The sequence below is a fragment of the Azospirillum argentinense genome, assembly GCF_000632475.1.
Taxonomy (GTDB): domain Bacteria; phylum Pseudomonadota; class Alphaproteobacteria; order Azospirillales; family Azospirillaceae; genus Azospirillum; species Azospirillum baldaniorum.
In genome coordinates, this window is sequence record NZ_CP007794.1 from 1,309,709 (window position 1) to 1,335,877 (window position 26,169).

Here is a 26,169-nt window from a genome sequence, read left to right on the forward strand (position 1 = left end):
TCAATAGCACCTCAACCCAACCTTGAAAAAGCACTTCGCGAAATCCCGCCGCCAAACCACCGGATGGTCACACCGTCGGACCGCGGGAGAGGGGGAACCGCTCCTTGATCCTGGTCAGCAGCCCGTCGCGCACCTTCCGGTAGGCCTCCATCATCGCCTCGCGGTTGCCGTCCACCAGCGTGGGGTCGAAGGTGTTCCAGAACTCCACATCGCAGGCCATGGTGCGGGTCATCTCGATGGCGCGGTGCTGCGCCTCCGGCGACAGCGACACGATCAGGTCGAAATTCGTGTCCTCCAGATCCTCGAAGCTGCGGCAGCGGTGGCGGGACAGGTCGATGCCCATCTCCTCCATCACCGCCACGGCGAAGGGATCGACCTCGTCCCCCTCGCGCACGCCGACCGAGTCGACATAGACGCGCGTGCCATGGAAATGCCGCATGATCGCCGCCGCCATCGGGGAGCGGATCATGTTGTAGGTGCAGGCGAACAACACGCTCGTCACGGGGAGCGGTTGCAGCACCGGGGCCATGCGCCGCCCGACCCCGTCAGCCGCGGATGTGGAGGACGCAGATCAGCGTGAACAGCCGACGCGCCGTCTGGAGATCCATTTCGACCTTTCCGGCCAGCCGTTCGCGCAGCATCTCCGATCCTTCGTTGTGCAGGCCGCGGCGCCCCATGTCGATCGCCTCGATCTGCGAGGGCGTGGAGCGCTTGATCGCCTGATAGTAGCTTTCGCAGATCAGGAAATAGTCCCGGACGATGGACCGGAAGCCGGTCACCGGCAGGGTGATCTTGTCCAGCGCGCTGTCGTCGTCGCGCCGGACGTCGAAGACCAGCCGGTTGTCCTCGATCGACAGATGCAGGTGATAGGGGCCGTCGTCCGCATGGTCGCAGGGGCAGAACTCGTTGTCTTCGAGCAGGTCGAAGATGGCAACCGCGCGCTCGTGCTCCACCTCCGGCTTGCGCCGGATGACGGTCTTCTCGTCGAGCGTCACGTGGACGATGCGGCGGTTGCCCTTCGTGCTCACCCCTGACCTCCCCCCGGCAGGCGCAGCGCCACCGACAGCGCGTGCGCGTCCAGACCCTCCGACCGGGCCAGCGTCACCGCCGCCGGGCCGATCGCCTTCACGCTCTCCGCGTCGCAGGCGACGAAGGTCGTCCGCTTCATGAAATCCAGCACGTTCAGGCCCGACGAGAAGCGCGCGGAGCGCGCCGTCGGCAGGACGTGGTTCGGACCGGCGACGTAGTCGCCGATGGCCTCCGGCGTGTAGCGGCCGAGGAAGATGGCCCCGGCGTTGCGCACCTTCGCGGCCAGCGCGTCGGGGTCCTCCACCGCCAGTTCCAGATGCTCCGGCGCCAGACGGTCGATCAGGGCCGGCGACTCGGCCAGCAGGTCGCGCACCACGATGATGCCGCCGTGCTCGCGCCAGCTTTCCCCGGCGATGGCGGCGCGGGGCAGCGTCTCCAGATGCCGGTCCACCGCCGCCGCGACCGCGTCGGCGAAAGCCGGGTCGTCGGTGATGAGGATCGACTGGGCCGAGGTATCGTGCTCCGCCTGGGACAGCAGGTCCATGGCGATCCAGGCCGGATCGTTCCGGTTGTCGGCGACCACCAGGATCTCCGACGGGCCGGCGATGCTGTCGATGCCCACGGTGCCGTAGACCAGCCGCTTGGCGGCGGCGACGAAGGCATTGCCGGGCCCGACGATCTTGTCCACCGCGGCGATGGTCTCGGTGCCGTAGGCCAGCGCCGCCACGGCCTGGGCGCCGCCGATGCGGTAGATCTCGGTGATGCCGCAGCGCTTGGCGGCGGCCAGGACCAGCGGGTTGATCGCCCCGTCCGGGGTCGGCACCACCATGACGATGCGCTCCACCCCGGCCACCTTGGCCGGCAGCGCGTTCATCAGGACGGAGCTGGGGTAGGACGCCGTGCCGCCCGGCACATAGAGGCCGGCGGCGCCGACCGCCGTCCAGCGGGCGCCCAGTCGCACGCCCTGGGCGTCGCGGTAGTCGGTTGTCTCCGGCACCTGGAGCCGGTGGAAGCTCTCGATCCGCTCCGCCGCGGTGTCGAGCGCGCGCAGCAGGTCGCCGCCACACTGCCCGACCGCCGCGTCCACCTCCTCCTGGGAGATGCGCAGGGTGGCGGGAGTCAGCGTCTGGCGGTCCCAGCGGGCGGTGTAGTCGATCAGCGCCGCGTCGCCGCGCTTGCGCACCGCGTCGATGACGCCGGCGACCAGCGCCTGCACATCCTCGCTGGTCTCGCGCTTGGCGTGGAGAAGCCCCTCAAAACCTTTGGCGAAGCCTTCGGCGAAGCGGGGGTCCTGGGCATCAAGCCTGACGGGCATTCACAGCCTCCCGGAAGCGGTCGATCCAACCGGAGATTTCCTCGGGCCGCGTCTTGAAGGCGGCCCGGTTGACGATGAGGCGGGAGGTGACGTCGGCGATGTGCTCGATCTCCACCAGCCCGTTCGCCTTCAGCGTCGAGCCGGTGGACACCAGATCGACGATGCGGCGGCACAGGCCGAGGGTCGGGGCAAGCTCCATCGCACCGTTCAGTTTCACGCACTCCGCCTGCACCCCGCGCGCCGCGAAATGCTTCCTGGTGACCTCCGGGTATTTGGTGGCGACGCGCACGTGGCTCCAACGCGACGGATCGTCGCTCTCCCCCAGTTCGACCGGTTCGGCGACCGACAGGCGGCACTTTCCGATGCCGAGGTCGAGCGGCGCGTAGATTTCCGGATAGTCGAATTCCATCAGCACGTCGTTGCCGGCCACGCCCAGATGGGCGGCACCAAAGGCGACGAAGGTCGCCACGTCGAAGGACCGGACGCGGATGATGCTGAGATTCGGAATGTTGGTCGCAAAACGCAGGAGCCGGCTGTCCGCGTCGTCGAACGCCGCTTCCGGCTCGATGCCGGCGTGGGCGAGCAAAGGGCGAAGCTCCTTCAGGATGCGCCCCTTGGGCAGGGCCAGAACCAGCGGCTGACCGGCCGGCGCATTCGACGAGTCATCGGCCAACGCGCTGGGCGCCGGCGCGCCAAGAGCACGGGTATCGGCGGGCAAAGAACTCTCCTCGGGCTGAACCGCTGCCCGGATATACCACATTCCGCGCCGCCGTCACGGTCTTAGGAGGCATAGTGCGGTGCAGAGCGGCCCTGTCCGTCGATGAAATGGGGAACTCGCTCCGCCCGGACCGGTTGGATTCGCCTTTCCAGGAAAGGACAGACGCCATGGCACAGGACCGTTCCAACCAGCCGGTCAATCCCCGAGGCCTGCAGATCCCGGGCGACCCCAGCAGCACGGGCGGCCCCGCGCCGAACACCGACCCGCGCCGCTCTGACGACGCGCCGACCGGCATCTCCGAACGGCTTCAGGCCGAAAAGGAAGGCCGCCACCCGAAAACGACGACGCCGGATGGCAAGCCTTACGCCGACACGATGGACCCCGACGGGCACGAGAAGGGCAGCGCCACCATCGGCACGCCGGGCGGCGCGGTCTGACGACGCTTTCGACGGCCGCGCCCGCCGGTCAGTTGACCACCCGCCAGCTTCCGTCCGGCTGGCGGCAGGCGGTGCCGTAACCGGGCTGCGCCAGGCTGCCGACCATCACCGTCGTCTGGTACTCGCGGCAGAGCTGGCCGTTGCGCGCCGTGTAGGCCGGACCGGTCGGGGTGGCGGCGATGGGGGCCGGCGCCGGCTCGGTGAAGACCACCGTGGGCGACGGGGCCGGAACGGGCGCCGGCTGCACATAGACGACCGGCGGCGGGGCCGGCACCACGTAGACCGGCGGCCCATAGACCGGGTGCCCGTAGACCGGCGGCGGATAGCCGTGGAAATGCCGGTAGGGGGGCGGATAGTCGGGATAGACCGGCCCCCCGAAGGACAGGAACACCGACGACCGCGCCTGCGCCGGACCGGACGGGGCCGTCAGCCCGACCGCCAGCACCAGACCGAACATCACGCCACCGCAAACCGCACCGACGCGCCCGGACATGGGACCGCACTCCCGCAGGAAATCCGCAACAGATATAGACCTAAAGCTTGAGCCCCGCCACACCGTCGAGAATGGCGCCGTCCGACAGGGCGCGGCGCTCCAGCTTCGCCCCGAACATGCGGGCGTTGGTCAGGTCCGTCTTGGTCAGGTCGCAGCCGGCCAGATTGGCGAAGGACAGGTCGGCGCCCGCGAAATTCACCTCGCGCAGGCAGGCGCCGCGCAGGTCGGCGTAGCGCAGCCGCGCGCCCGACAGGTCGGACTGCATCGACCGCCTTTCGTCGAAGTAGAGCGGGCGCAGGTTGGCCTTGCGCAGGTCGGCGTTGTTCAGCTTGGCGAGCCGCAGGTTCACGCCGCGCAGGTCGCCGCCCACCAGCTTGGCGAGCCGGAGGTCGCCCTTCTCCAGGATCGCGGCCTGGAGCTGCACGTTGGTCAGGTCCAGCCCGTAGAGGGTCGCCCCCACCGCCCGCAGCATGGTCAGGCAGGTGTGGGCCAGCGATGGGGCGTGCCGCAGGTCGAAGCCCGACAGGTCGAGCGCCGTCCCCTCCGCCCCGCTCGACCCGACCCAGCGGATGTGGTCGTGCAGAAGCTCGTCGAGCGGACGCCCGAGTTCGGCGACGACGCGGCCCACCGGATCGTCGGTCAGCGCGTCCTCCATGTCGGCGTCGGCCAGTTCCGTCATCACCATGGTGGCGCCGGTCAGCACCGCACCGCGCAGGCAGGCGCCGCGCAGGTCCGCCCCCGAGAGGTCCGCCCCCTCCAGGTTCGATCCTGTGAAGTTGGCCCCGCGCATGGTCGCGCGGACCAGCTTGCACCCGCGCATCAGCGCGTCGGTGAAGTCGGTGTGGATCGCCATGGCCCCGGACAGCCGGGCGTTGGTCAGGTTGGCGCCGGACAGGTCGGCCCCCGACGCTTCCGTCGGCTGGCCCTCCACCCGGATGACGCGCAGGCTGCCGTCGCGGTCCTTTTCCGCCAGCGAGCCGTCGCGCAGGTCGGCCTCGAACAGGTTGGCGCCGATCAGGATCGACCCGCGCAGACAGGCGCCGCGCAGGTCCGCCTTGATCAGGCTGGCGTTTTCCAGATTGGCCAGCCGCAGGTCGGTGGCGAACATCGACGCGCAGTCGAGCCGCGCCCCGGCCAGATTGGCGCCGCGCAGGCTGGCCCCGACGAAGTCGGCATGGGCGAGGTCACGCCCCGCGAGATCGAGCCCGTTCAGGTCGAAAAAGGACAGCGTCGCCCGCGCTCCGCCGATGCGGGCGTTCCGAAACATCTCGTGCCGGCGCACCACCGCATCGAGCTGGACCTGATCCAGACGGGTGAGAGGACGCTGCTGCATGGCCGTGTTCGCCTCCGATCACGGTTTCAGAGTACCCTTTGTGGCCTTCACGAATGATTAAAGCGAACTTCCGTTCGCTTTAGACTCTTATCGCCTCATTCGCCGGCGGGCTCCGGTCGCATATGCGACCGGGACCGCCGTCGCGGTACAAAGCGGATTGCAATCCGCTTTAATGCAGCTCTCGATAGGAGACCGTTCCTGTCGCCGGAAACGCCGTTCCACCCGTCAGGCCGCGGACGGCTGGCGGAGCGGCTGGCGCTCCGTGCCCAGGGCGTTCAGCGCGTCGCGCAGCACGTCGGGGGTGACGGGCTTGTGCAGCAGACGGCAGCCGACGGCCACCGCCTCGCGGATGCGCTCGGGGGCGGTGTCGCCGGTCAGGATGATGCCGGGAATGGGGCGCCCTTGCTGCTCCGCCGCGCGGGTGACCGTCTCGGCGCCGGTCAGCGGTCCCGGCAGGCGGAAATCCGACAGGATCACGTCCGGACAGCGCGGCGCCGCGCGCAGGGTCGCCAGCGCCGCCGGCCCGTCCGCCGCCACCAGAACATCGTGCCCCCAGCTTTCCAGAAGGAGCTGCATCCCGGCGCTCTGCACCGGGTCGTCCTCCACGATCAGGATCAGGCGGGTGTCGGAGCCCTCCGCCCGGCCGGCGGGAGCCGCGGCCACCGCGTCCGTCCGCGATTCGCTGGCCGCCAGCGGAACCATGATCGAGAAGACGGACCCCTGGCCGGGACGCGAGCGGACCTCCACCGCGTGCCCCAGAAGCGCGGCCTTGCGGCGCACCTTGGGGAGCCCCAGCCCCAGGCCGCGGCGGCGGTCGCGCTCCGGGTTGCCCAACTGCACGAAGTCTTCGAAAATGGCGTCGAGATGCTCCGCCGCGATGCCGGAGCCGGTGTCCCACACCTCGATGCGCAGCCATTGGCCGCGCCGCCGGCAGCCGACCACGACGCCGCCCGCCGGGGTGTAGGCGATGGCGTTGCGCAGCAGGTCGCCCAGCATCCGCGTCAGCAGGGTGGCGTCGGTGCGCACCATGGCGGCGCAGCCGCGCACCCGCAAATCCAGTTTCTTGTCCGCCGCCAGCCCCCGGAACTCCGCCGCCACACCGTCCAGAACGGTGGCGACCGGCACGTCGGCGATGTTCGGGCGGACCACCCCGGCGTCCAGCGTGGCGACCTCCAGCAGCGCGTGCAGCAGCTTTTCTCCGCTGTCCAGCGCCTCGCCCATCTTCTCGGCGATGGACCGCTCGCGCGGCTCCTTCAGCCGTTCCATCAGCAGGTGGTGGAACAGGCGCAGCGCCTGGAAAGGCTGGCGCAGGTCGTGGTTGGCCGCCGACAGGAAGCGGGCCTTGGCCTGATTGGCGCGCTCCTTCTCGGCCAGGGCGCGGACGAGCTTCTGGTTGAGCGAGCGCAGGTCGGCGGTGCGCTCCTCCACCCGCTGCTCCAGCCGGGCGTTGGCGTCGCGCAGGGCGTCGCGGGCCGCCGCCTCGCGCCGCAGGCTGGCCCAGCCGAGCGCTGCCAGACCGAACAGCGCGACGACGCTGACGCCGACCATCATGAAGCCGTGCTGCAGGCGGTTGCTCCACGGCTCCAGGACGACGCTGCGCGGCAGGGCAACCGCCGCCACCGCCGGGAAGTCGCGCATCCGCTTCAGGCCGATGACCACCCCCTGCCCCGCGACGCTCCAGTCGCCGTCGCCGCTCTCCGCCCCCGGCTCCAGCGTGGGAAGCGGTCCGATCCCGGTGTCGCCTCCAGTGCCGCCCCCAATGCCGATGCCCCCAGCGCCTCCGATGCCGGCCAGCCGGGTGCCGTCCAAGCGGAACAGCCCGGCCACGCTGTGCCGCCCGTCGCCGAAGACGTCGAGCACGGTGTGCAGGCTGGAGGACGGAAGCGCCAGCAGGACCGCCCCCTCCAGGATGCCCTCGCGCCCCAGGATGCGGCGGACCATCAGGATGGAGTCCAGCCCGTCCACCTGTCCGTGCAAAAGCTCGAGAGCGCCGTCCGCCCCCTGGAACAGACTGGCCGTGCCGCCGTCGGGATGGATGGAGGGGCCGAACACCGTCCGGCCGCCGGCGTCCAGGATGGACAGCGCACCGAAGCGCGACGCCGCCAGCGCCTCGCCCAGAGCATGGTCGGGGAGCGCCGCGAAGCCGCCCTCCTCCAGACGGTCGGCCACCCGCGCCAGAGCGGCGGCGCCGCCGTCCAGCACCGCGTCGGCGTGGCCTTCGAGAAAGGCGGCGGCCTGCCGGGTGCCGCGCTCGGCCCGGTCGAGCGTGCTGACGTAATCGACCAGAGACAGCCCACCCCAGGCCACACCGCCAAGCAGCGTCATCACCAGGACAATGGCCGCCAGGATGGCCTTCGGGTGGAAGTTCAGCAGGGCGTTGACCGAGAGCCGGATCATGGGCGGGGGCGTCTTGGTAAGGCGGAACGGAGAGGGCGTCGCCGGCCCGCCGGATGCACGATGCCACAGGTCACCGGCGAAGCCTGTGCCTGGAGCGATGATCGATGGATGGGGAGGACACTCAATGGTTCGCGGGTCGCCGGACAGCAAATCGCGTCTGGGTCGAAAAGGCCGGAGAGGAATGGCGGCCGGACCTGCCCTTCATTGATCTTCCCGCGACTTCAACCCTAAAGACCCGGGGACGGCGTGGAAAGGCGAAAGTTGTCATCTGCGTTACACCCGTTTCCTCAGCCCTTTATCGAGAAGCTCCCGGACATCCCCCAGAAGTTTATTTGCCTTTATTGTCTGGAACCGATGATAGCATGCGATAGTTATCGGCGCGACCCGCCATGACGACTATGACCATGCTCATACCGAACCCACTCTTTGGGTGAGGGGGCACCAATTGGTTCGGCCAGGAGTTGAGGCTCCGGCATTCATCGGAAATTGTGCCGATGACGGGATCACCAAGGCGGTCTGCGCGTTCCTGTGCTGCTTCATGCCGCAACGCGCCCACACGAGGTTCAACCGTGAAGAAGCCGCCGTTCGCTCCTAAAGTTTTCCGCCAGTCCCGCATCCGGGAAGGTCTTCCCTACCCTCTCGGTGCCACATGGGACGGGCTGGGCGTCAACTTCGCGCTGTTTTCCGCCAACGCCACCAAGGTGGAACTGTGCCTGTTCGACCAGGAGGGACGCCGCGAGCTGGAACGGATCGAGCTGCCCGAATACACCGACGAGGTGTGGCACGGCTATCTGCCGGACGCCCGGCCGGGCACCGTCTACGGCTACCGGGTCCACGGGCCGTACGAACCCAAGGCGGGCCATCGCTTCAACCCGAACAAGCTGCTGCTCGATCCCTACGCCAAGCATATGGTCGGGCCGCTGCGCTGGTCGGACGCGCATTTCGGCTACCGCGTCGGCTCGCCGCGCGGCGATCTGTCCTTCGACCGGCGCGACAGCGCCCCCGGCATGCCGAAATGCGTGGTGATCGACCCGGCCTTCACCTGGGGCCATGACCGCCACCCGGCGATCCCCTGGGAGAAGTCGATCTTCTACGAGACCCATGTGCGCGGCTACACCATGCGGCACCCGGCGGTGCCGCCGCAGTACCGCGGCACCTTCGCCGGCTTCGCCCAGCAGGAGGTGGTGGAATACATCCGCTCGCTGGGCGTCACGGCGGTGGAGCTTCTGCCGGTCCACGCCTTCGTGGACGACCGCTACCTGCTGGAAAAGGGGCTGCGCAACTACTGGGGCTACAACAGCATCTCCTTCTTCGCGCCCGACCCGCGCTACATGGCAACCGGCGCGATCCACGAGTTCAAGGAGATGGTCGCCCGCCTGCACGACGCCGGGATCGAGGTGATCCTCGACGTCGTCTACAACCACACCGCCGAAGGCAACGAGATGGGGCCGACGCTGTCCTTCAAGGGCATCGACAACGCCTCCTACTACCGGCTGGCGCCGGACCCGCGCTACTACATCAACGACACCGGCACGGGCAACACGCTGAACCTCGTGCATTCGCGCGTCCTGCAGATGGTCACCGATTCCCTGCGCTACTGGGTGACCGAGATGCATGTGGACGGCTTCCGCTTCGACCTCGCCACCATCCTGGCGCGGGAGACCTACGGCTTCGACCACAGCGGCGGCTTCCTCGACGCCTGCCGCCAAGACCCGGTGCTGTCGCGCGTCAAGCTGATCGCCGAGCCGTGGGACTGCGGCCCCGGCGGCTATCAGGTCGGCGGCTTCCCGCCGGGCTGGGCGGAGTGGAACGACAAGTTCCGCGACACCGTGCGCTCCTACTGGAAGGGCGACGAGGGCAAGCTGCCCGAACTGGCGACCCGCATGGCCGCCTCGGCGGACGTGTTCAACCGGCGTGGGCGCAAACCCTGGGCCAGCGTCAACTTCGTCACCGCCCATGACGGCTTCACGCTGAACGACCTCGTCTCCTACAACGACAAGCACAACGACGCGAACGGCGAGGACAACCGCGACGGCCATTCGCACAACATCTCCTGGAACCACGGGGCGGAGGGGCCGACCGACGATCCGGAGATCAACGCCCTGCGCTTCCGCCAGATGCGCAACCTGCTGGCCACGCTGCTGCTGTCCCAGGGCACGCCGATGATCCTGGCCGGCGACGAGTTCGCCCGCAGCCAGAACGGCAACAACAACGCCTACTGCCAGGACAACGAGATCAGCTGGATCGACTGGGAAGGCGTCAGCGACGAGGGCTGGGCGCTGACCGACTTCGTCCGCCACCTGATCGGGCTGCGGCAGAGCCACCCGCTGCTGCGCCGCGGGCGCTTCTTCACCGGCGCCTACAACCCCGACCTGGAGGTGAAGGACCTCACCTGGATCACCCCCGCCGGCGAGGAGAAGACGACCGAGCAGTGGCAGGACCCCATGGCGCGCTGCCTGGGCATGCTGCTCGACGGGCGGGCGCAGGCCACGGGCATCAAGAAGGTGGCATCCGACGCCACGCTGCTGCTCATCATCAATGCCTACCACGACGTGGTGCCCTTCAAGCTGCCGGAGGTTGCGGGCGGCAGCCGCTGGCTGACGCTGGTGGACACCACGGAGCCCGACCGGCTGGAGGTCGCCACCGCCCAGACCGGAGACGAGATCCCGGTCAACGGGCGGTCGCTGCTGCTGTTCGAACTGATGCCCGACCGTCGTTCCGACATCGGGCTGAAGGCCGCCGCGCGGGCTCTGCGCGCCGCGTCCGGGCCGGGCGAGCCGGTGGCGGCGATCACGCCGGACAGCATCGCGTCGGGCTCCAGCCCGGCCGAGGCGGTGCAGCAGTCGGGCGAGTGATCACCGGCCCGATCTGGTCTTAGAGAACGGTGCGGCAGGACGCCGCACCGTTTCTCGATCTTTTTATATACAATTTTAGGCAAATAGACGATATCAAGATGGCGGACTGTTCGCGTTGAGCCATTGCTTGCGTCCGCAATGCAGCATCGACGACGTTTCCGCGCTCCGGGACGAAGGGTCGTCGCAACAATTCCAGGAGGTTTGGGCATGTGTCATGGCGACTACATCCGATTCCTGGTTGCGACCGAGGCCGACCCGGCCCTGCGTGTGGCGCTGCGGCGGGCGTCGCGCGGCCTGCTGACCCTGGGCGATCTGGTGGATTTCGCCGCCGGTCACGGCTTTCGCTTCACCGAGGCGGACATTCCCTTGGCCGTGGCCCAGCCCGTCGCCTGCGGAACCGACTGAGCCGGCCGGGAACGATCACGCAGGCGCGATCACGGCGGCGGCGCCGTGGTGCTGCAACTGCCGCGGATCGTCAGCATGATCCCGTCGTCGGACTGGAAGATGTCCTTGTCGGCGTCGCGCGGAATCGGAATTTTCTGGCGGCGGCAGAAAAGCAGGAGGATGCCGAGCGTCTTGCTGGGCATGAAGGCGACGTCCCGCACCTTCGCGGCCCCCTGCTGCACCATGACCACCACGCCCCCGTCCGATTTGGGAACGACGGAGGCGATCAGCCCCAAGGGAAGATCGGTCTGATTCGGCACCTTCTGGTACCAGCCGAAGGCTTTCTTGAGGGCCGAGTTCGTGAAGACAAGGTGACGCGTTTCGAAAATCATTCCGGACCAGTTTCAGGCCCGGCCGCCCTCCAGTTCCGGGTTCAACCGGAACGTGATCGCACGCCCCAGTTTGGAGTCCCGCAGAAGGATCTGCTTGGTCTCCAGCAGCTTGATGGCCCGGTTGACGTTGGGCCGCTGCATGCCGAGCGCATCCGCCAGTTCGGACTGGAGCACCGGCACGGGACGGTCGAAATGGAGCCGCCGGCTCAGATAGGTGAACACACGAAGCGCCTCCAGGGTGATGTCCCGATCGGTCGAAACGGTCCTGGAGAGGAGGTCATGATGCTGCATGGCGGCCTCGGAACGCAAGTTGGCTCGGCGTCGCAGTCCGGCTGCGCAACGCGCCGGGCGTATAATTTCGCCTGCTCCGCAGATTACCCCGCATTTGTTGTCCGAATGTGTCGCGTGCGTTTCCAAATTGACATAAAGCTGGGCCATTTGTGACGCCCCGGCCGGAACCCTTTCCCCCACCCTCCCGTTCCCCGAAGGAGCAACCGTCACGTGAGGAGGAGGGGACCCATGCATCGGCTCGTGCTGCTGCGGCACGGTCAGAGCGTCTGGAACCGCTCGGATCTGTTCACCGGCTGGACCGACGTCGATCTGACCGAACAGGGGGTGGCCGAAACCCGCCACGCCGCCGGTCTGATGAAACAGGCCGGATTCGATTTCGACGTGGCCTTCACCTCCGTCCTGAAGCGGGCGATCAAGACGCTCGACATCGTGCTGGAGGAGATGGACCGGATGTGGCTGCCGGTGCACAAGCACTGGCGCCTGAACGAGCGCCATTACGGCGCGCTCCAGGGACTGAACAAGACGGAGACGGCGGCCCGGCATGGCGCCGATCAGGTTTTCCTGTGGCGGCGAAGCTGGGACGTCCCGCCCCCGCCGGTCGAGCCCGAGGACCCGTGCTCCGCGGTGTCGGACCGGCGCTACGCCGGCATCGGCCGCGCGAATCTGCCCCGCGGCGAAAGCCTGAAGGACACCACGGACCGGGTGATCCCCTTCTGGGAGGAGGGCATTTGCCCGGCCCTGCGGCTGGGCGCGCGGGTGCTGGTGTCGGCCCACGGCAACAGCCTGCGCGGCCTCGTGAAGCATCTCGACAAGGTGCCCGACCAGGACATCCCGCTGTTCGAAATCCCGACCAGCCGCCCGCTGGTCTACGAGCTGGGCGCCGATCTGGTGCCGCTGCGCCGCTATTTCCTGACCGAGGGCGGCGGCACCGAGGAGATCACCTGGACCCGCCGGGAGGACAGCGGTCCGAGCGGCGTCGTGGCAGCGTGAGGGCTTGGAATTCCCTCTCCCGCCCCGGGAGAGGGTTGGGGTGAGGGGGTTGCGCTTGTGCCGAACCTGCCGTCACGCGCATCCCCCTCACCCGGCCCTTCGGGCCCCCCTCTCCCCAGAGGGGCGAGGGACAAACCTCATCCCCCGGCCGGCCGGCGCCCGCGATGCCCCGCCCCGCCCTTGCCGCGCTTGCGGCCGGGCAGCGGGTGGTGGAATTGCGGGTGGCCGCCCTCCGCCGGGGCCGCCCCCTTGTCCGGACCCCGCGCCCCGTCGGGACGGCGGCCGCGGCGGTCGCCCTGCCGCTCCTCCACCCGCCCGGCGTAGCAGCTGTCGCAGACCCGGAAGCGGTGGTTGGCCTTCAGCCGCGTGCCGCAGACCGGGCAGGCGCGGGCCAGCGAGCGTTCGGCCAGGGTCCGCTCGATAAAGGCGTTCAGCATGGCCCGGCGCTCCTGGCACAGGTCCATGTCCGGATAGGCGTCGGGGAAGCGGTAGGCCAGCCACGCGTAGGCGGTCAGCTCCTTCACCGCGCGCTCCGCCTTCTCCAACTCCACATCGGTGCCGACGCGGTGGTGGAAGCGTTCGGCGGCGTCGGGGGCGGAGTTGCGGATTCCCTTACCCTGGTTGGTCGCCCACAGCGCCAGCAGGCGCAGGTTGTTCTGGTCGCGCACGTCGATGGGGCAGCGCGCCAGCATGTCGCGCACCGCCAGCGGCAGCTTCGCCCGGTCCACCGCGGCTGCGGCCTGGATGCGCTGCTCCAAGTCGGTCATGCGGAAAGTCTGGTTGGCGCGCAGCAGCTCCTGCCCCGCCGTGCGCAGCACCTTGGCGAGGCTGTCGGTGTCCAGCTCGCGCGCGATGGCCTCGACATGGGTCAGGTTAGGGCTGATCCAGGCCCGCGGGTCCTCCGGCGGCACCGGCGGGGTGGTCAGCGCCCGGCGCACCGGGTTGATGTTCTCCCCCTCCAGCACCGCGACGCGGCCTTCCTCGTGCATGCCGAAGCGCCCCGCCCGTCCGCCGATCTGACGGATTTCGGAGGAGTTCAGGTCGCGCTCCTCCCGCCCGTCATACTTGCGGGTGGTCGACAGGACAACGCGGGCGACCGGCAGGTTCAGCCCCATGCCGATGGCGTCGGTCGCCACCAGCACGTCCGCCGTGCCGTCGCGGAAGCGCCGCGCCTCGGCCCGCCGCACCTCCGGCGACAGGGCGCCGTAGATCACCGCCACCGTGTGGTCGCGGGCCAGCAGCTCGCGCCGCAGCCCCATCACGTCCTTGCGCGAGAAGGCGATCACCGCGTCGCCACGGCGGACATTCTCCAGCGGCACCCGCTCCTCCTGCACGCGCAGCGGCGACTTGCGGGTGAACTCCACGACCTCCAGCTCCTCCCCCAGCGCCGTGGCGAGGCGCTGCACGTAAGGGATGGCGTCGGCGGAGCCGGTCATCAGGATTTCCGGAGCGGCCACGCCGGCCACCGCCTGGGTCCAGGCCCAGCCGCGGTCGGGGTCGCCGATCATCTGGATCTCGTCGATGACGCAGGCGCCCCAGACCTTGGACGTGTTGACCATCTCGATGGTCGAGGAGGTGAAGGAGGCGCCGGGCCGCACGTCGCGCTCCTCGCCGGTGACGAGGCTGCACGGGCGCCCGCGCGTCTCCAGCGCCTCCTGCCCCTCCAGCGCCAGCAGGCGCAGCGGGGCGAGGTAGCAGCCGCTCTGCGCCTCGGCCAGCCGGTCCATGGCGGCGTGGGTCTTGCCGGAGTTGGTCGGGCCGACGAACAGCCGCAGCTTGCGCACCATGGCGCGGGCCGTGGCGAAGCTGTCGAGATAGACACCGAGGCCGGAGGCGTTCTCCAGCCGCTCCCGCCGGACCTTCAGGCCGGCGCGGGCGGCGGCGGTGGAAAAGGCCTCCTCCAGCGCGTCCAGCAGGGTCTGCAGGCGCGGGATGCGGCCGCCGAAGCCGATCACCCGGCCCAGCTCGTCGGCGAAGCCCTTGGGCCGCCACGCCTCGCCGAAGCCGTTGGCGCGCTGGGCCATGGAGGCGAACCAGCCGTCCACCCGCCCGCGCGCCTTCTCGATGGCGGCGGAGGACAGGCAGGCCGCCTTGACCCGCTTGCCCAGTGTCTTCGCCTGGGGACGGCCGAAGCCCTCCTCCGCGGTCATCAGGCCCCACAGCTCCGCCTCGATGTCGGGCAGCGGCCCGAGCGCCACGCGGAACCGCAGCTTCAGCTTCCGGTCGGTTCCGGGAACGACCACCTCGTGGACGACGGCGACCGACCAGCGGGCCGGGGTGCTGTCGGCGTCCACCTCGATCCCGTCGCCGCGCACCACCGCGGCGATGGCGCGCAGCGCGTCGCGGCGGTCGAATTCGTCAGCGGTGCCGGCTTGGCGGGGGGTGGTCTCGTCGTTGCTCATGAACTGGTCTTCTTCCATCGCCGGCCCCGGAGAGATCGGCCTGAGAATTCAAGGGGCTGGTTGGCGGGCTGGTTGGGGCTGGCGGTCTTAAGAGGGCTTTGCCGGACCTCGAACAGTGCCGCGCCGCGGGACGGACGCCCACCCCCTATTCTGCACACCGGCACCCTACGGGCGTACCTATATGGTCGGAGCCATAGGATAGGGCAAGCCGATTCAGGGGTTCTCCCGGCGTGGCCGGGCTAATTCGCCTGAACTTTCCCCTCTCCCATCCCACCGCTGCGAAAAAGGGGCGGTGCCGGCCACATCATTCCCTGTTGTCCGGCGGTCGCGTCGAAAGGGGTACCCGGTAACGGTTTCGCCGGCTGCCACCAATCGAAAGTGTTAGCAAGCAATATCGTCTTACTGCACCGCAAACTGTCGGGCATCATCGTTGCACAGACAACGTAACTGTCGTCGCTTCGCAGATTTGGTTAGGAGATGTGCATGCCGACCCCTCGTGACGTCCTGGCACTGATCGAGAGAATACGGTGTATTTCTTGCGAGGACGAGCGCCATGCATTGATAAAGACATTGTCAGCCGTCGAGCGACCGACCATCCTGTCGTTCCTCAACGCTCACGGCGTGAACCTCTGCGCGGGATCCTCCGCCGCGTGGTCGGCCTTCCGCGCCTCCGACGTCCTGTTGCGGGACGGGGTGGCGCTGGAGACGGCCCTGCCGTGGCTCGACCAGCCGGTCGGGCTGAACATGAACGGCACCGACTTCATCCCGCTTCTCCTCCGCCACCTGTCGCCCCGTCGGGTCGCCGTCTACGGCACCGCGGCGCCCTGGCTGGACGAAGGGATCGAGCGGCTGAAGGAGCGGACCCCGCACGACTACGTCGATGCCCAGCACGGGTTCCATTCCGTGGAGCATTACATCGCCCGTGCGCGGGAGCTTCAGCCCGACGTCATCATCCTGGCCATGGGCATGCCCCGCCAGGAGGAGGTCGCGGTGCAGCTCAAGCGCGCGCTGGATCATAAGGTGCTGATCGTCAACGGCGGCGCCATCATCGATTTCCTCGCCGGGCGCTTCACCCGGGCCCCCGCCGCCGTCCAGCGCATCGGGCTGGAATGGGCGTTCCGGTTGGTCCAGGAGCCCCGCCGCCTGTTTCGCCGCTATTGCGTCGGCGCTTTCGGCTTCGCCCACACCGTCATGCTTATGCGCCGTGCCGCCATGCGTTCGTCCAGCGCCCCAGCACCAGCGCCCATGCATAAGGAGCTTTGAGACGTGGAAAATCTGCCCCAAGTCAATCATGGCGGCCATCACGGCGGTCCGCCGGCTCCGGTTCCGGCATGGCCCGCCGCCCCCGGCCCGTCCCGGCGCAGCGAGTTCGAATCCCAGACCCCGTCCATGGGTCCCGACTTCCGCTTCATCCTGCGCGTGCTGGGCAGCCACAAGTGGCTGATCGCGGCCATCGTGGTGGTGCTGACCGGCCTGTCGGCCCTGGGCGTCTCCACGCTCAAGGACCAGTACACCTCCGAAGCCCTTCTGCTGGTCGACAACCGGCAGGTCCGCGTCGTCCGCGAGGTCGAGCAGGTGGTGGGCGCGATCCCCACCGAGGACGCCGCCATCCTGAGCGAGATCGAGATCCTGAAGTCGCCGCAGGTGCTGAACCAGGTGGTGAACGATCTCCAGCTCGCCCAGCATCCGGAATTCAACCCGCCGGCGCAGGAGGACGAGACGCTCCCGCTCGTCGAGCGCGCGGTGGCCTACGGCCGCGACCTCGCCGGGCGCTTCTGGGAAGGCACCCCGCCGGCCCCGGTCGCCTGGCTGCTGAGCCACGGTGACGAGGTGGCGCAGGACATCCGGGCGCGCGAGGCGCACGCGGCGCTGGGCAACGACCAGATCATCGCGCGCATCCACCGCAAGCTGGACGTCGCCATCGTCGGCCGGTCGCGCGTGATCCAGGTGCGCTTCACCTCCAAGGAGCCGCAGCTGAGCCGCGACGTGGTGGACGGCATCGTCCGCCGCTACATGGAAACCCGCCAGCAGATGGACCGCGACCTGTCGACCAGCGCGATCTCCTGGCTGCAGGACCGCATCGTCCTGCTGCGCAAGGAGGTGGCCGAGGCCGACGCCAAGGTCGAGGAAGCGCGCGTCAAGGGCGGCCTGCTGAAGGGCGGCACCGGCCTGATGGCCCAGAACGAGCTTGAGCAGACCCGCCTGCGCCTGAGCGAGGCCTCGGCCATCCGCGCCCGCTCGGTCGCCCAGGCCGACACGCTGGAGCGCAACCTGAAGGCCGGCAACTGGAACGCCATCGGCGGCAGCATCGCCTCCCCGGTCGTCGCCCAGCTCCGCGCCACGGTCGCCGCCATCTCCACGGAAATGGCCCAGCTCTCCCGCCAGTACGGTCCGAAGCACCCGCGCATCGTCGAGCTGCAGGGCCGCCTGAACGAGGCCAACTCCTCGCTCCAGCAGGAAATCCGCCGCGAGATCAACGGCGTCCGCGAAGCCGCCCAGGTCGCGGTCGAGCAGGAAACCGCGCTCCGCTCCATGATCACCCGCATGGAGGGCAGCTACGCCACCATGCAGGAGCAGGCGATCCCGCTGCGCACCCTGGAATCCGAGGCGACCGCCAAGCGCCAGCTTCTCGACAGCCTGCTGGGCCGTCTGGAAGAGGTCGAGGCCCAGAAGGACAGCCGCGCCTTCCCGGCCGCCGTCAAGCTGGTCTCCGCGCCGCAGGTGCCGCACGAGCCGTCGGGTCCCTTCCGCGTCCTCCTGCTGCTGGCCGGCTTCGTCGCCGCCCTTGCGCTGGCCATCTTCAGCGTCTTCGGTCTGGAGCTTCTCCAGCGCCGCATCCACACCCCGGACGCCGTGCGCCGCATCCTGGGCGTCGGCACCGTCCACATCGTGCCGCACCACAGCGACCGCGGGGCCAAGGGCCGGCTCTACAAGATCTTCCAGCGCCACCCCTTCTCGCTGTTCAGCGAATCCCTGCGCGCCCTGTTCCGCAACCATCTGTCGGATCTCGGTCCGGTCGGTGCGCTGGCGGTGACCTCGGCCCGCCCGCAGGACGGCAAGACCTCGCTGACGCTCGCCGTCGCCCAGGTCGCCAGCCAGGCCGGCCGCCGGGTGGTGGTGGTGGACACCGACTTCCGCCGCTCCCGCATGGAGGGTCTGTTCGACCTGTCCACCAAGAAGGGCCTGTCGGACTGGATCGCCGGTGACGCCACGCTGGACGAGATCGTCCACACCTCCGACGACGTGCCCTTCGCCATGGTTCCGGCGGGCAAGCTGAACCCGATGACGCTGGACCGCTTCAACGTCGACAGCCTGGTGCAGCTGATGGCCGGCCTGTCGCCCAGCTTCGATCTGGTGGTGTTCGACACCGCCCCGGCGCTGGCCGTGTCGGATGCCCGCATCGTCTGCGGCGCCGCCTCCAAGGTGCTCTTCGTCACCCGCTGGGGCCACACCACGGCGAGCGACCTGGACGCGGTGGCCGACCTGGGTCCGATCGACCACAGCAAGTTCGTCTGCGTGATGACCGACGTGAACCTGAAGAAGGCGGCCAGCAAGGGCTACCAGGGTCCGTACAACAGCTACGTCGCCACGCGGAAATACTACGGCGACCAGACCCTGCGCGCCGCGCCGTAAGCGACGTCTCCTTCACCTCTGCCTGAATAACCCTCTCCCCCCTGGGGAGAGGGTGGCCCGGAGGGCCGGTGAGGGGGATGCGCTTGCGAGGGACGTTCCGACACGCACAACCCCCTCACCCTAACCCTCTCCCCAGGGGGAGAGGGAATTTTCATTTCATTCCAAACCACACGAGGCCCGACGCCCATGGCCCAGACCTCGCCAAAAGCCACCTCGCCGAAAACCCTCTCCTTCACGCGCCGGGACGCATTGCGCGCCGCCGCAGCCGCTGCGGTTCTGGCAAGCTGCAAGGCCGCCGCCGGCCCGTCCGTCGCCGAGGCGGCCTCCGCCACGGTGGCGAACGTTGTGCCCAACCCCACCCTGCGCGACGCCTGCCGGGCCGCCGGGATTCTTCACGGCGCCGCCCGCGACCATCTGATCGAGCCGGAAGACCCCATGCTCGACACGCTGATGGCGCGGGAATGCGACGTGGTGACGCCCGAGAATGGCGGCAAATGGGCCGTCTTCCAGCCGCAGGAGGGCAATTTCGACTGGGGCCGCTTCGACGCCGGGGTGGAGCTGGCCCGCCGCATCGGCGCCAAGCCCAATTGGCACTGCGCCCTGTGGCAGCACATGGGCATGCCCGACTACATGACGCTGCCGGCGAGCCGCCAGCGCGCGCTGGGCATCGGGGAGAGCGCGTATTTCTCGGCCGACGGCACGCTGTCCGAGGACAATTACTGGCCGCGCTTCACCGCCATGGTCGCGGCGGTCAAGCAGCGCTACGGCGACAGCTTCTACCGCATCGACGTGATGAACGAGGCCTTCTTCTGGGAGACCGAGCGCAGTCACCCGCAGGAGCAGGACCGCTACGGCTTCCGCAAGGGCATGTGGTGGGTGGTGGCCGGCGGCGCCAAGGGACCGGACTGGCTCGACCCCTTCTTCCACCACATCCGCAAGGAATTCCCCTCCGCCAAGCTGGTCATCAACGAGTTCGGCATCGAGATCGACGAGGGCTGGCAGCAGCGCAAGCGCGCCTATTTCCAAACCTGGCTGACCGACGCGGTCAAGCGCGGCGTGCCGATCGACGGGGTGGGTCTGCAAAGCCACCTGATGGCCGGCAAGCCCTACGACCGCGAGGGCATGAAGGGCTTTCTGCGGGCCATGGACCGGCTGGGCCTGCCCATCCATGTCACCGAGTTCGACGTGAACGAGAAGCACCTGCCACGCTCCTGGTCGCGGGCGGAGAAGGACCGCGCCATGGCCTTCCTGGCCGGGCAGTATCTGGGCGACATCGCCGGCAACGCCCGGCTGGCCGAGCTGTGCTGGTGGCACCTGCGTTCCGACCTGAATTACATCTCCCGGGAGATGCCGGAGCTGAAGCCCCATCCCTCCCCCTACGACGCGGCGTCGCGCCCGCTGCCCTTGTACGAGGCGTCGGTGCAGGCGTTGCGCGGGCGCAACCGGTCGGGGTGAGGCCGGTCGGGGTGAGGCGGACCGGGGTGAGGCGGACCGGGGCGAATCCGTCCGGCAGTCGGCGCGGTACCCCTTCCGGCCCCGCTACCCCGCCCGATCGCGCGGCCCGCTCCGCCGTCCGCGCCTGTAAGGATTTCCGACAGCGACCTTAGATTAGCGGAACAGCAGCGTTTCTCCCAACGAGGTGATCTGTGGACACGTTGACGTCGGATGAGCTGGTCGCCCGCTACAAGCGGAAGTTCGGTCTGGCCCCGAACTATCCCCTCAGCGAAACCATGGTCCGCCAGCATTGGGACCTGGAACGCCAGCTCGCCCGCGAGCTGCTGGACTCCCGCCGCGAAGAGCGCTGGACGGTGTTCGAGCGGAACTACACCACCCTCTACAGCGAATGCCCCTGGCTGAACGACGCGGTGGACACCGCGGCGCAGAACGACGAGCTGGACTTCCGCCACTTCCTGACGCTGCTCAAAGGTGCGCGGGACGTCTACGAGGTCGGGTCGGGCAAGGGCCGGCTGCTCAGCTACCTGGCCCGCCACGGCCACCGCTGCGTCGCCACCGAGATCACCCGCGAGCGTGGTGAGCGCTGGACGGACGAGCGCTCCAACGTGACGTGGCGCTGCTGCGACGGCGTGAACCTCGCCGAGTTCGAGCCGCGCAGCTATTACGACGCCGTCGTCTCCACCCACGTCATCGAGCATCTCCACCCCGAGGACGTGTCCGTGCACCTGTCCAACGTGCACGCCATCCTCAAGCCGGGCGGGCGCTACGTGCTCAGCATGCCGCACAAGCACGCCGGGCCGATGGACCTGTCGGAGGTCTTCGGGCTGGACGAGCCGATCTGCATGCATCTGCGCGAATACACCTGGAGCGAGACCGAGCGCGCGCTGCGCGAGGCCGGCTTCACCCGGATGGAGGCCGTCTACATCGCCCCGATGGCGATCCGCCGGCGCATGCACATCCATGGGTCCGGGCGCGGATACCTCGCCTATGTGAAGGCCGTGGAATCCTTCATGGGGGCGATGCCGTTAACCCTGCGGCGCAAGCTCGGGAAGCTCGGCCAACTCTACCTGTTCCGCCCGGAGGTCTTCATGGTGGCTCACAAAAGTCACGAGGGCTGAGGCGGCGGATTTCGGAAACCTTTCTGTAACAAGACTTTACACTTTCTCCTCCCCGTGGCCGCAAGGCCCCACTGTGGCGCGGAAACCGCAGCAAAGGCGGTTTTTCGCGCCTCATTCTTTTCACAGCCGCCCGTGGCTTTTGAGCAGCATTTCCCTAAAATCCGAAATATCTCGTTAACCAATTGGGCCTCACCTTTGCTCCACCGAAAATGGAGAGAGGTTACTTCCAATGGCAACGACCACCACGGGTCTCGTCGACACGACCTTCGTCGTCAACGCCTCGGGGCAGGCTGCCGGCGGGATCTGGCCGCAGTTCCGGCTGCTCCTGGATGGTGTCAACCTCGGCCAGGCGACGGTCAGCTCGACCAGCGCCGGCCGTTACACCTTCAAGGCCCAGGTCGCTCCGGATCAGGCGCACAAGCTTCAGATCGTCTACTTCAATGACGGTTCCGTGAACGGGCAGGACCGCAACCTGCTCGTCAAGTCGGTGGAAGTGAACGGCAAGACCGTCGACTCCACCAGCTCGCTGGTCACCTACGACCGCGGCGCCGCCGATGGCCAGGACGTGATCCCCGGCCAGGAAGGCATGTGGTGGGACGGTTCGCTCGACTTCGCGCTGACCAAGGACTATTTCCCGGTCCCGACGCCGCCGGCCCCCGCGGGCAACACCCAGGTCATCCTGAACCTTCAGGGCAACCCGGCGGGCGGCACCAACGCGCATTTCAACCTGCTGATCGACGGCAAAAAGGTCGGCGAGGGCGTGGCCGGCACCTCGGCCAAGGACTACGTCTTCTCGATCAACGCTTCGGCGGATCAGGCGCACAAGGTCCAGATCCAGTACGACAACGACGGCTTCGTGAACGGCCAGGACCGCAACCTGCTGGTCAACAAGATCACCATCAACGGCAAGTCCGTCCTGCCCACCGACAGCATCGTCACCTATGACAAGGGCGCGCTCGACGGCAAGGATGTGGTCCCCGGCCAGTCCGGCATGTGGTGGAACGGCACGCTGGTGGTGGACGCCGACAAGGGCTTCTTCCCCGGCTCCTCCACCCCGACCAACCCCACCACCCCGACCACGCCGCCGGCGCCCGTCACCGGCACCACCCAGGTCGTGCTGAACCTGCAGGGCAACGAGGCGGGCGGCACCAACGCCCATTTCAACCTGCTGATCGACGGCAAGAAGGTCGGCGAGGGCATGGCCGGCACGACCGCCAAGGACTACGTCTTCTCGATCAACGCCACGGCGGATCAGGCGCACAAGGTCCAGATCCAGTACGACAACGATGGCTTCGTGAACGGCCAGGACCGCAACCTGCTGGTCAACAAGATCACCATCAACGGCAAGTCTGTCCTGCCCACCGACAGCATCGTCACCTATGACAAGGGTGCGCTCGACGGCAAGGACGTGATCAAGGGCCAGCAGGGCATGTGGTGGGACGGCACGCTGGTTGTCGATGCCGACAAGAGCTTCTTCCCCGGCTCCTCCAATCCGACCACGCCGACCAACCCGCCGGCCCCCACCCCGACCAAGCCGACCCTGACGGTCAGCGACGTGTCGGTGACCGAGCCGACCGGCAAGACCAGCGGCATCGCGCCGGGCTTCCTGCACACCGAGGGCGGCCAGATCATGGACAGCAGCGGCAAGGCCGTGAAGCTGACCGGCGTGAACTGGTTCGGGTCCGAGGGCTACGCCTTCGCGCCGCAGGGCCTGTGGATGGACAGCTACCAGAGCCACATGAACCAGATGAAGGATCTGGGCTTCAACACCATCCGCCTGCCCTACTCCGACGCGATGCTCGACAACGGCCGCATGCCGACCGGCATCGACTACTCGAAGAATCCCGACCTGCGCGGCAAGACCTCGCTGGAGGTGTTCGACAAGATCATCGACTACGCCGACAAGATCGGCATGAAGATCATCCTCGACCACCACCGCTCCGGTGATGGCGCGTCGGCCAACGAGAACGGGCTCTGGTACACCAGCCAGTACCCGGAATCGAAGATGATCGAAAACTGGAAGATGCTGGCCGAGCGCTACAAGGGCAACGACGCCGTCATCGGCGCCGACCTGCACAACGAGCCGCACAACCCGGCCACCTGGGGCGACGGCGGTCCGAACGACTGGGCCCGCGCCGCGGAGCGCATCGGCAACGCCATCCAGTCGGTCAACAAGGACTGGCTGCTGATCGTCGAGGGCATCGAGACCTATCAGAACCAGTGGTACTGGTGGGGCGGCAACCTGCTGGGCGAGAAGAACTACGAGGTCAAGTTCAACGAGCCGGGCAAGCTGGTCTACTCGGTCCACGACTACGGCCCGTCGCTCTACATGATGGACTGGTTCAAGGCCAACAACTTCCCGAACAACATGCCGGCGAAGTGGGACCAGATGTGGGGCCACTTCATCCAGAACGATGAGACCCCGATCCTGGTCGGCGAGTTCGGCAGCCGCATGGAAACCGCCATCGACAAGGCGTGGATGCCCAAGCTGATCCAGTACATGAACGGCGACTGGAACGGCGACGGCAAGATCGACCTCGCCGCGGGCGATCAGGGGGCGAGCTGGACCTACTGGGCCTGGAGCCCCGGTTCGGGCGACACCGGCGGCATCATGAACGACAGCTGGCAGGTGGACTACAACAAGTACAACGCCATCAAGGCGGGTCTGTACAGCAGCACCGCCGCCAGCCCGGTCACCACCGACGCGGTGTTCACGATCAAGCTGTCCCAGGCCTACAACCAGACGGTGACGGTGGACTACGCCACGGCGGACGGCACGGCCAAGGCCGGCTCGGACTATCTGGCGACCAGCGGCAAGCTGACCTTCGCCGCCGGCGAGACCACCAAGACGGTCGCCGTCAAGGTGCTGAGCGACGACGTGGTCGAGGGTGTCGAGACCTTCAACCTGAAGCTCTCCAACCCGACGCAGGCGACCATCGCCGACGGGACCGGTGTGGGCACCATCAACCCGCCGGGCTCGGCCCAGGCCCTGTCGGCGGACCTGCTGGCCCACGCCCTGGCCCAGGACACGGCGACCGCTCAGTCGGCGGATGCGCAGACCGCGCTCGACCTCTCGACGGTCGACGTCGCGCACATGATGGCAATGGACGCCGCGAACCTGCTGCTCGAACATCAGGCCGCGTAACGACCGCGCAAGCGGTGAAGGTCCCCTCTCCCGCCCCGGGAGAGGGTGCCCGCGTAGCGGGCGGGTGAGGGTCGTACGAGGATCAGGCACCGATCCTTGGCGGCACCCTCACCCTTCCCACGCTTTGCGTGGGCCCCTTCCCTCTCCCGGGGCGGGAGAGGGAAATTTCAGGACGCCGATTGCAGGCGGCGGACGCGGCCCAGCAGCATCTTGCCCAGCATCGCCCGGCCCGTCGATCCCATGCCCGGACCGAACACCGCCGCCGCCAGGAAGACCAGCACCAGCAACACCTTCTCGGCGGTGAAGGCCGGGTCGACCTCAGTGCCGAACAGGTACCAGCCCGCCGCGTAGGCGAAGGCCGCCGGCACCAGGATCCAGCCGATCCGCACGGCGTTCAGCGGCACCTCGTCGCGGCAAATGCGCCGGCGCACCGTCTCGGTGAGCACGATCTGGAAGACCTCGCGCCCGAGGTTGGCCAACGCGGCACCGAGCAGGCCCCACTGCCAGACCAGCGCCAGCGCCAGCGCCGAGCCCACCGCAAGACTGGCCGCGGAGATCCAGGGCAGCACCCCGACGCGCTTGGCCTTCAGGATCGCCACCTCCGGGTTCATCCGCACCCCGTGCAGCACATAGGCCAGCACCAGGAAGGGCATGCTGGTCAGGACCGGCGTGTAGTCGGCCGACGCGATCAGCCAGAGGATTTCCGGCGCGGTCAGCGCCAGCCCCAGCCCGGCTCCGGTCAATAGGACGACGAAGAGGTGGAAGACGAAATCCGCCTGACCGTGGTCCGCGGCGCCATGCTGGGACTCCAGCCGGCTGACCGACCATATCTGCAGGAAGGAAGCGGTCAGGAACATGAAGAGGATTTGCGACAGCCGCATCCCAAAGGCGAACAGGCCCACCGCCGCCGTGGACAGCAGGATGTTCAGCAGCCAGCGCGAGACGAAGTTGTTGGCGATGTCCAGCAGAGACTGCGGCGCGTAAGGCAGCCCCAGCGCCGCCACCCGCTTCAGGATCGGCAGGGAGAAGGAGAAGCCCGTGTCCTTCAGGATCGCCACCACCAGCAGGAGGCCGAGCGCCAGGAAGGACGCGCCGTTCGCCAGGAAGATGCCCTCCACCCCGAGGCCGAGCGCCCACAGGAACAGCAGGTTGAAGGCCAGCAGGGCGATCACCTTGGCCAGCGACACCAGCAGGCACAGGCCCGACCGCTTGCGCGCCCGGTAATAGGCCAGCGCCAGCTCGAACAGGGTGGTCAGGGCGACGCCGGCCAGCGCGATCGCCATCACCGCCGCATGGCCGGTGTCGCCGAACATCGCCCAGCTTCCCGCCATGCCCAGCGGCCAGGCCAGCCCGACCATCGCCACCGACGTGCCGACCACCGCCAGCAGGCAAGTGCTGGCGACGCGCCGCCGGTCACCCTCCTCGGCGTGTTCGAAGTAGACGGCGGTGAAGGCGTTGTTCATGCCGATCATCAGCATGACCGCCAGCAGGTCGGCGACCACCACCACCAGCGCGTAGACGCCGAATTCGGAAGGGCTGAGAAGCCGTGTGTAGAGCGGCAGGAGCAGAAGCCCGGCAGCCCGGTTCACCACGTTGGCCAGCATGAACAGCCAACCGTGTTTCAAGATCGTCGCTGCTTCGGACGCCATCAGGAACTCCGCCTAGAACTCCGGTGGGGCGGCTCTGCCGCACCCGCGAACGCAATTCCGATGATTGGAACCGGACCGGGACGTTTCAATTTCGCGTTGGTGCCGTCGTCGTCCTCTTCGGACTTATCCCAAT

At 68.2% G+C, this 26,169-nt stretch carries 20 protein-coding genes; 9 read left to right on the forward strand and 11 right to left on the reverse strand.

Features of this window, described 5'->3' with window-relative positions:
• Positions 1-67: 67 nt before the first annotated feature.
• Genes ABAZ39_RS20125 through hisG form a run of 4 tightly spaced genes read right to left on the reverse strand, consistent with a single transcriptional unit; the run spans position 68 to position 3,104 of the window.
• Positions 68-529 (reverse strand): arsenate-mycothiol transferase ArsC, encoded by a 462-nt coding sequence (locus ABAZ39_RS20125; RefSeq protein ID WP_103041045.1) that lies wholly within the window; start codon positions 527-529, stop codon positions 68-70.
• A gap of 16 nt (positions 530-545) precedes the next feature.
• Positions 546-1,028, reverse strand: coding sequence for a UPF0262 family protein (locus ABAZ39_RS20130; protein ID WP_040134544.1), 483 nt, complete (start codon positions 1,026-1,028; stop codon positions 546-548).
• Positions 1,025-2,344 carry a histidinol dehydrogenase gene (hisD, locus tag ABAZ39_RS20135; RefSeq protein WP_040134545.1) on the reverse strand — a complete coding sequence of 440 codons (1,320 nt, stop codon included), beginning with the start codon at positions 2,342-2,344 and terminating at the stop codon, positions 1,025-1,027. Before hisD ends, ABAZ39_RS20130 begins: the two co-directional genes overlap by 4 nt.
• Complete coding sequence (gene hisG, locus ABAZ39_RS20140) at positions 2,328-3,104, reverse strand: ATP phosphoribosyltransferase (RefSeq protein WP_372441498.1); 777 nt, start codon at positions 3,102-3,104, stop codon at positions 2,328-2,330. Before hisG ends, hisD begins: the two co-directional genes overlap by 17 nt.
• Before the next feature lie 125 nt (positions 3,105-3,229).
• On the opposite strand from hisG, the gene ABAZ39_RS20145 reads away from it, so the two are divergent.
• Positions 3,230-3,499, forward strand: a complete 270-nt coding sequence (locus ABAZ39_RS20145) for a hypothetical protein (RefSeq protein WP_040134546.1) — start codon at positions 3,230-3,232, stop codon at positions 3,497-3,499.
• Between the two features lie 28 nt (positions 3,500-3,527).
• Here ABAZ39_RS20145 and ABAZ39_RS20150 read toward each other — a convergent pair whose 3' ends face one another.
• The 3 genes from ABAZ39_RS20150 to ABAZ39_RS20160 all read right to left on the reverse strand — a co-directional run bounded on the left by ABAZ39_RS20150 (position 3,528) and on the right by ABAZ39_RS20160 (position 7,722).
• Entirely contained in the window at positions 3,528-3,992 is a 465-nt protein-coding gene (locus ABAZ39_RS20150; RefSeq protein ID WP_040134547.1) for an RT0821/Lpp0805 family surface protein, read from the reverse strand.
• A gap of 40 nt (positions 3,993-4,032) precedes the next feature.
• Positions 4,033-5,325 (reverse strand): pentapeptide repeat-containing protein, encoded by a 1,293-nt coding sequence (locus ABAZ39_RS20155; RefSeq protein ID WP_040134548.1) that lies wholly within the window; start codon positions 5,323-5,325, stop codon positions 4,033-4,035.
• A gap of 225 nt (positions 5,326-5,550) precedes the next feature.
• Entirely contained in the window at positions 5,551-7,722 is a 2,172-nt protein-coding gene (locus ABAZ39_RS20160; protein WP_040134549.1) for a hybrid sensor histidine kinase/response regulator, read from the reverse strand.
• A 569-nt stretch (positions 7,723-8,291) separates the two neighbouring features.
• On the opposite strand from ABAZ39_RS20160, the gene glgX reads away from it, so the two are divergent.
• Complete coding sequence (gene glgX / locus ABAZ39_RS20165) at positions 8,292-10,577, forward strand: glycogen debranching protein GlgX (RefSeq protein ID WP_040134550.1); 2,286 nt, start codon at positions 8,292-8,294, stop codon at positions 10,575-10,577.
• A 207-nt stretch (positions 10,578-10,784) separates the two neighbouring features.
• Positions 10,785-10,982 carry a Nif11-like leader peptide family natural product precursor gene (locus ABAZ39_RS20170; RefSeq protein ID WP_040134551.1) on the forward strand — a complete coding sequence of 66 codons (198 nt, stop codon included), beginning with the start codon at positions 10,785-10,787 and terminating at the stop codon, positions 10,980-10,982.
• Positions 10,983-11,011: 29 nt separating this feature from the next.
• Here ABAZ39_RS20170 and ABAZ39_RS20175 read toward each other — a convergent pair whose 3' ends face one another.
• Both ABAZ39_RS20175 and ABAZ39_RS20180 read right to left on the reverse strand, forming a co-directional pair.
• Positions 11,012-11,353, reverse strand: coding sequence for a hypothetical protein (locus ABAZ39_RS20175; protein ID WP_040134552.1), 342 nt, complete (start codon positions 11,351-11,353; stop codon positions 11,012-11,014).
• A 12-nt stretch (positions 11,354-11,365) separates the two neighbouring features.
• Positions 11,366-11,644: a MarR family transcriptional regulator gene (locus tag ABAZ39_RS20180; RefSeq protein ID WP_236778250.1), complete on the reverse strand. Its 279-nt coding sequence runs from the start codon at positions 11,642-11,644 to the stop codon at positions 11,366-11,368.
• Between the two features lie 228 nt (positions 11,645-11,872).
• Between ABAZ39_RS20180 and gpmA the strand changes: the two genes are divergently transcribed.
• Entirely contained in the window at positions 11,873-12,634 is a 762-nt protein-coding gene (gene gpmA / locus ABAZ39_RS20185; protein WP_040134553.1) for a 2,3-diphosphoglycerate-dependent phosphoglycerate mutase, read from the forward strand.
• 137 nt (positions 12,635-12,771) lie between these two features.
• Here the strand turns inward: gpmA and ABAZ39_RS20190 are convergent, their stop codons facing one another.
• Entirely contained in the window at positions 12,772-15,036 is a 2,265-nt protein-coding gene (locus ABAZ39_RS20190; RefSeq protein ID WP_040134554.1) for a helicase-related protein, read from the reverse strand.
• Between the two features lie 483 nt (positions 15,037-15,519).
• Here ABAZ39_RS20190 and ABAZ39_RS20195 point away from each other — a divergent pair, with 483 nt between their 5' ends.
• From ABAZ39_RS20195 to ABAZ39_RS20215, 5 genes are all read left to right on the forward strand, one after another.
• Complete coding sequence (locus ABAZ39_RS20195; protein WP_456526563.1) at positions 15,520-16,299, forward strand: WecB/TagA/CpsF family glycosyltransferase; 780 nt, start codon at positions 15,520-15,522, stop codon at positions 16,297-16,299.
• A gap of 3 nt (positions 16,300-16,302) precedes the next feature.
• Positions 16,303-18,669, forward strand: coding sequence for a GumC family protein (locus ABAZ39_RS20200; protein ID WP_244947763.1), 2,367 nt, complete (start codon positions 16,303-16,305; stop codon positions 18,667-18,669).
• A 186-nt stretch (positions 18,670-18,855) separates the two neighbouring features.
• Entirely contained in the window at positions 18,856-20,124 is a 1,269-nt protein-coding gene (locus ABAZ39_RS20205) for an endo-1,4-beta-xylanase (protein ID WP_040134557.1), read from the forward strand.
• Between the two features lie 191 nt (positions 20,125-20,315).
• The gene (locus ABAZ39_RS20210) at positions 20,316-21,242 is read left to right on the forward strand and encodes a class I SAM-dependent methyltransferase (protein WP_040134558.1); all 927 of its coding nucleotides are present in this window, start codon (positions 20,316-20,318) and stop codon (positions 21,240-21,242) included.
• A 229-nt stretch (positions 21,243-21,471) separates the two neighbouring features.
• Positions 21,472-24,387, forward strand: coding sequence for a cellulase family glycosylhydrolase (locus ABAZ39_RS20215; protein WP_081863176.1), 2,916 nt, complete (start codon positions 21,472-21,474; stop codon positions 24,385-24,387).
• A gap of 167 nt (positions 24,388-24,554) precedes the next feature.
• On the opposite strand, the gene ABAZ39_RS20220 is transcribed toward ABAZ39_RS20215, so the two are convergent.
• Entirely contained in the window at positions 24,555-26,036 is a 1,482-nt protein-coding gene (locus ABAZ39_RS20220; RefSeq protein ID WP_040134559.1) for a lipopolysaccharide biosynthesis protein, read from the reverse strand.
• Between the last annotated feature and the right edge of the window lie 133 nt (positions 26,037-26,169).

Excerpts from the sequence above, each read along its gene's own strand:
- hisG (WP_372441498.1), bottom strand. The coding sequence starts at position 3,104 with ATGTGGTATATCCGGGCAGCGGTTCAGCCCGAGGAGAGTTCTTTGCCC.
- ABAZ39_RS20145 (WP_040134546.1), top strand. The coding sequence starts at position 3,230 with ATGGCACAGGACCGTTCCAACCAGCCGGTCAATCCCCGAGGCCTGCAG.
- ABAZ39_RS20155 (WP_040134548.1), bottom strand. The coding sequence starts at position 5,325 with ATGCAGCAGCGTCCTCTCACCCGTCTGGATCAGGTCCAGCTCGATGCG.
- ABAZ39_RS20175 (WP_040134552.1), bottom strand. The coding sequence starts at position 11,353 with ATGATTTTCGAAACGCGTCACCTTGTCTTCACGAACTCGGCCCTCAAG.
- ABAZ39_RS20215 (WP_081863176.1), top strand. The coding sequence starts at position 21,472 with ATGGCAACGACCACCACGGGTCTCGTCGACACGACCTTCGTCGTCAAC.
- ABAZ39_RS20125 (WP_103041045.1), bottom strand. The coding sequence starts at position 529 with ATGGCCCCGGTGCTGCAACCGCTCCCCGTGACGAGCGTGTTGTTCGCC.
- ABAZ39_RS20220 (WP_040134559.1), bottom strand. The coding sequence starts at position 26,036 with ATGGCGTCCGAAGCAGCGACGATCTTGAAACACGGTTGGCTGTTCATG.
- ABAZ39_RS20160 (WP_040134549.1), bottom strand. The coding sequence starts at position 7,722 with ATGATCCGGCTCTCGGTCAACGCCCTGCTGAACTTCCACCCGAAGGCC.
- hisD (WP_040134545.1), bottom strand. The coding sequence starts at position 2,344 with ATGCCCGTCAGGCTTGATGCCCAGGACCCCCGCTTCGCCGAAGGCTTC.
- ABAZ39_RS20205 (WP_040134557.1), top strand. The coding sequence starts at position 18,856 with ATGGCCCAGACCTCGCCAAAAGCCACCTCGCCGAAAACCCTCTCCTTC.
- ABAZ39_RS20190 (WP_040134554.1), bottom strand. The coding sequence starts at position 15,036 with ATGAGCAACGACGAGACCACCCCCCGCCAAGCCGGCACCGCTGACGAA.
- ABAZ39_RS20180 (WP_236778250.1), bottom strand. The coding sequence starts at position 11,644 with ATGCAGCATCATGACCTCCTCTCCAGGACCGTTTCGACCGATCGGGAC.
- ABAZ39_RS20170 (WP_040134551.1), top strand. The coding sequence starts at position 10,785 with ATGTGTCATGGCGACTACATCCGATTCCTGGTTGCGACCGAGGCCGAC.
- ABAZ39_RS20195 (WP_456526563.1), top strand. The coding sequence starts at position 15,520 with ATGCCGACCCCTCGTGACGTCCTGGCACTGATCGAGAGAATACGGTGT.
- ABAZ39_RS20150 (WP_040134547.1), bottom strand. The coding sequence starts at position 3,992 with ATGTCCGGGCGCGTCGGTGCGGTTTGCGGTGGCGTGATGTTCGGTCTG.
- gpmA (WP_040134553.1), top strand. The coding sequence starts at position 11,873 with ATGCATCGGCTCGTGCTGCTGCGGCACGGTCAGAGCGTCTGGAACCGC.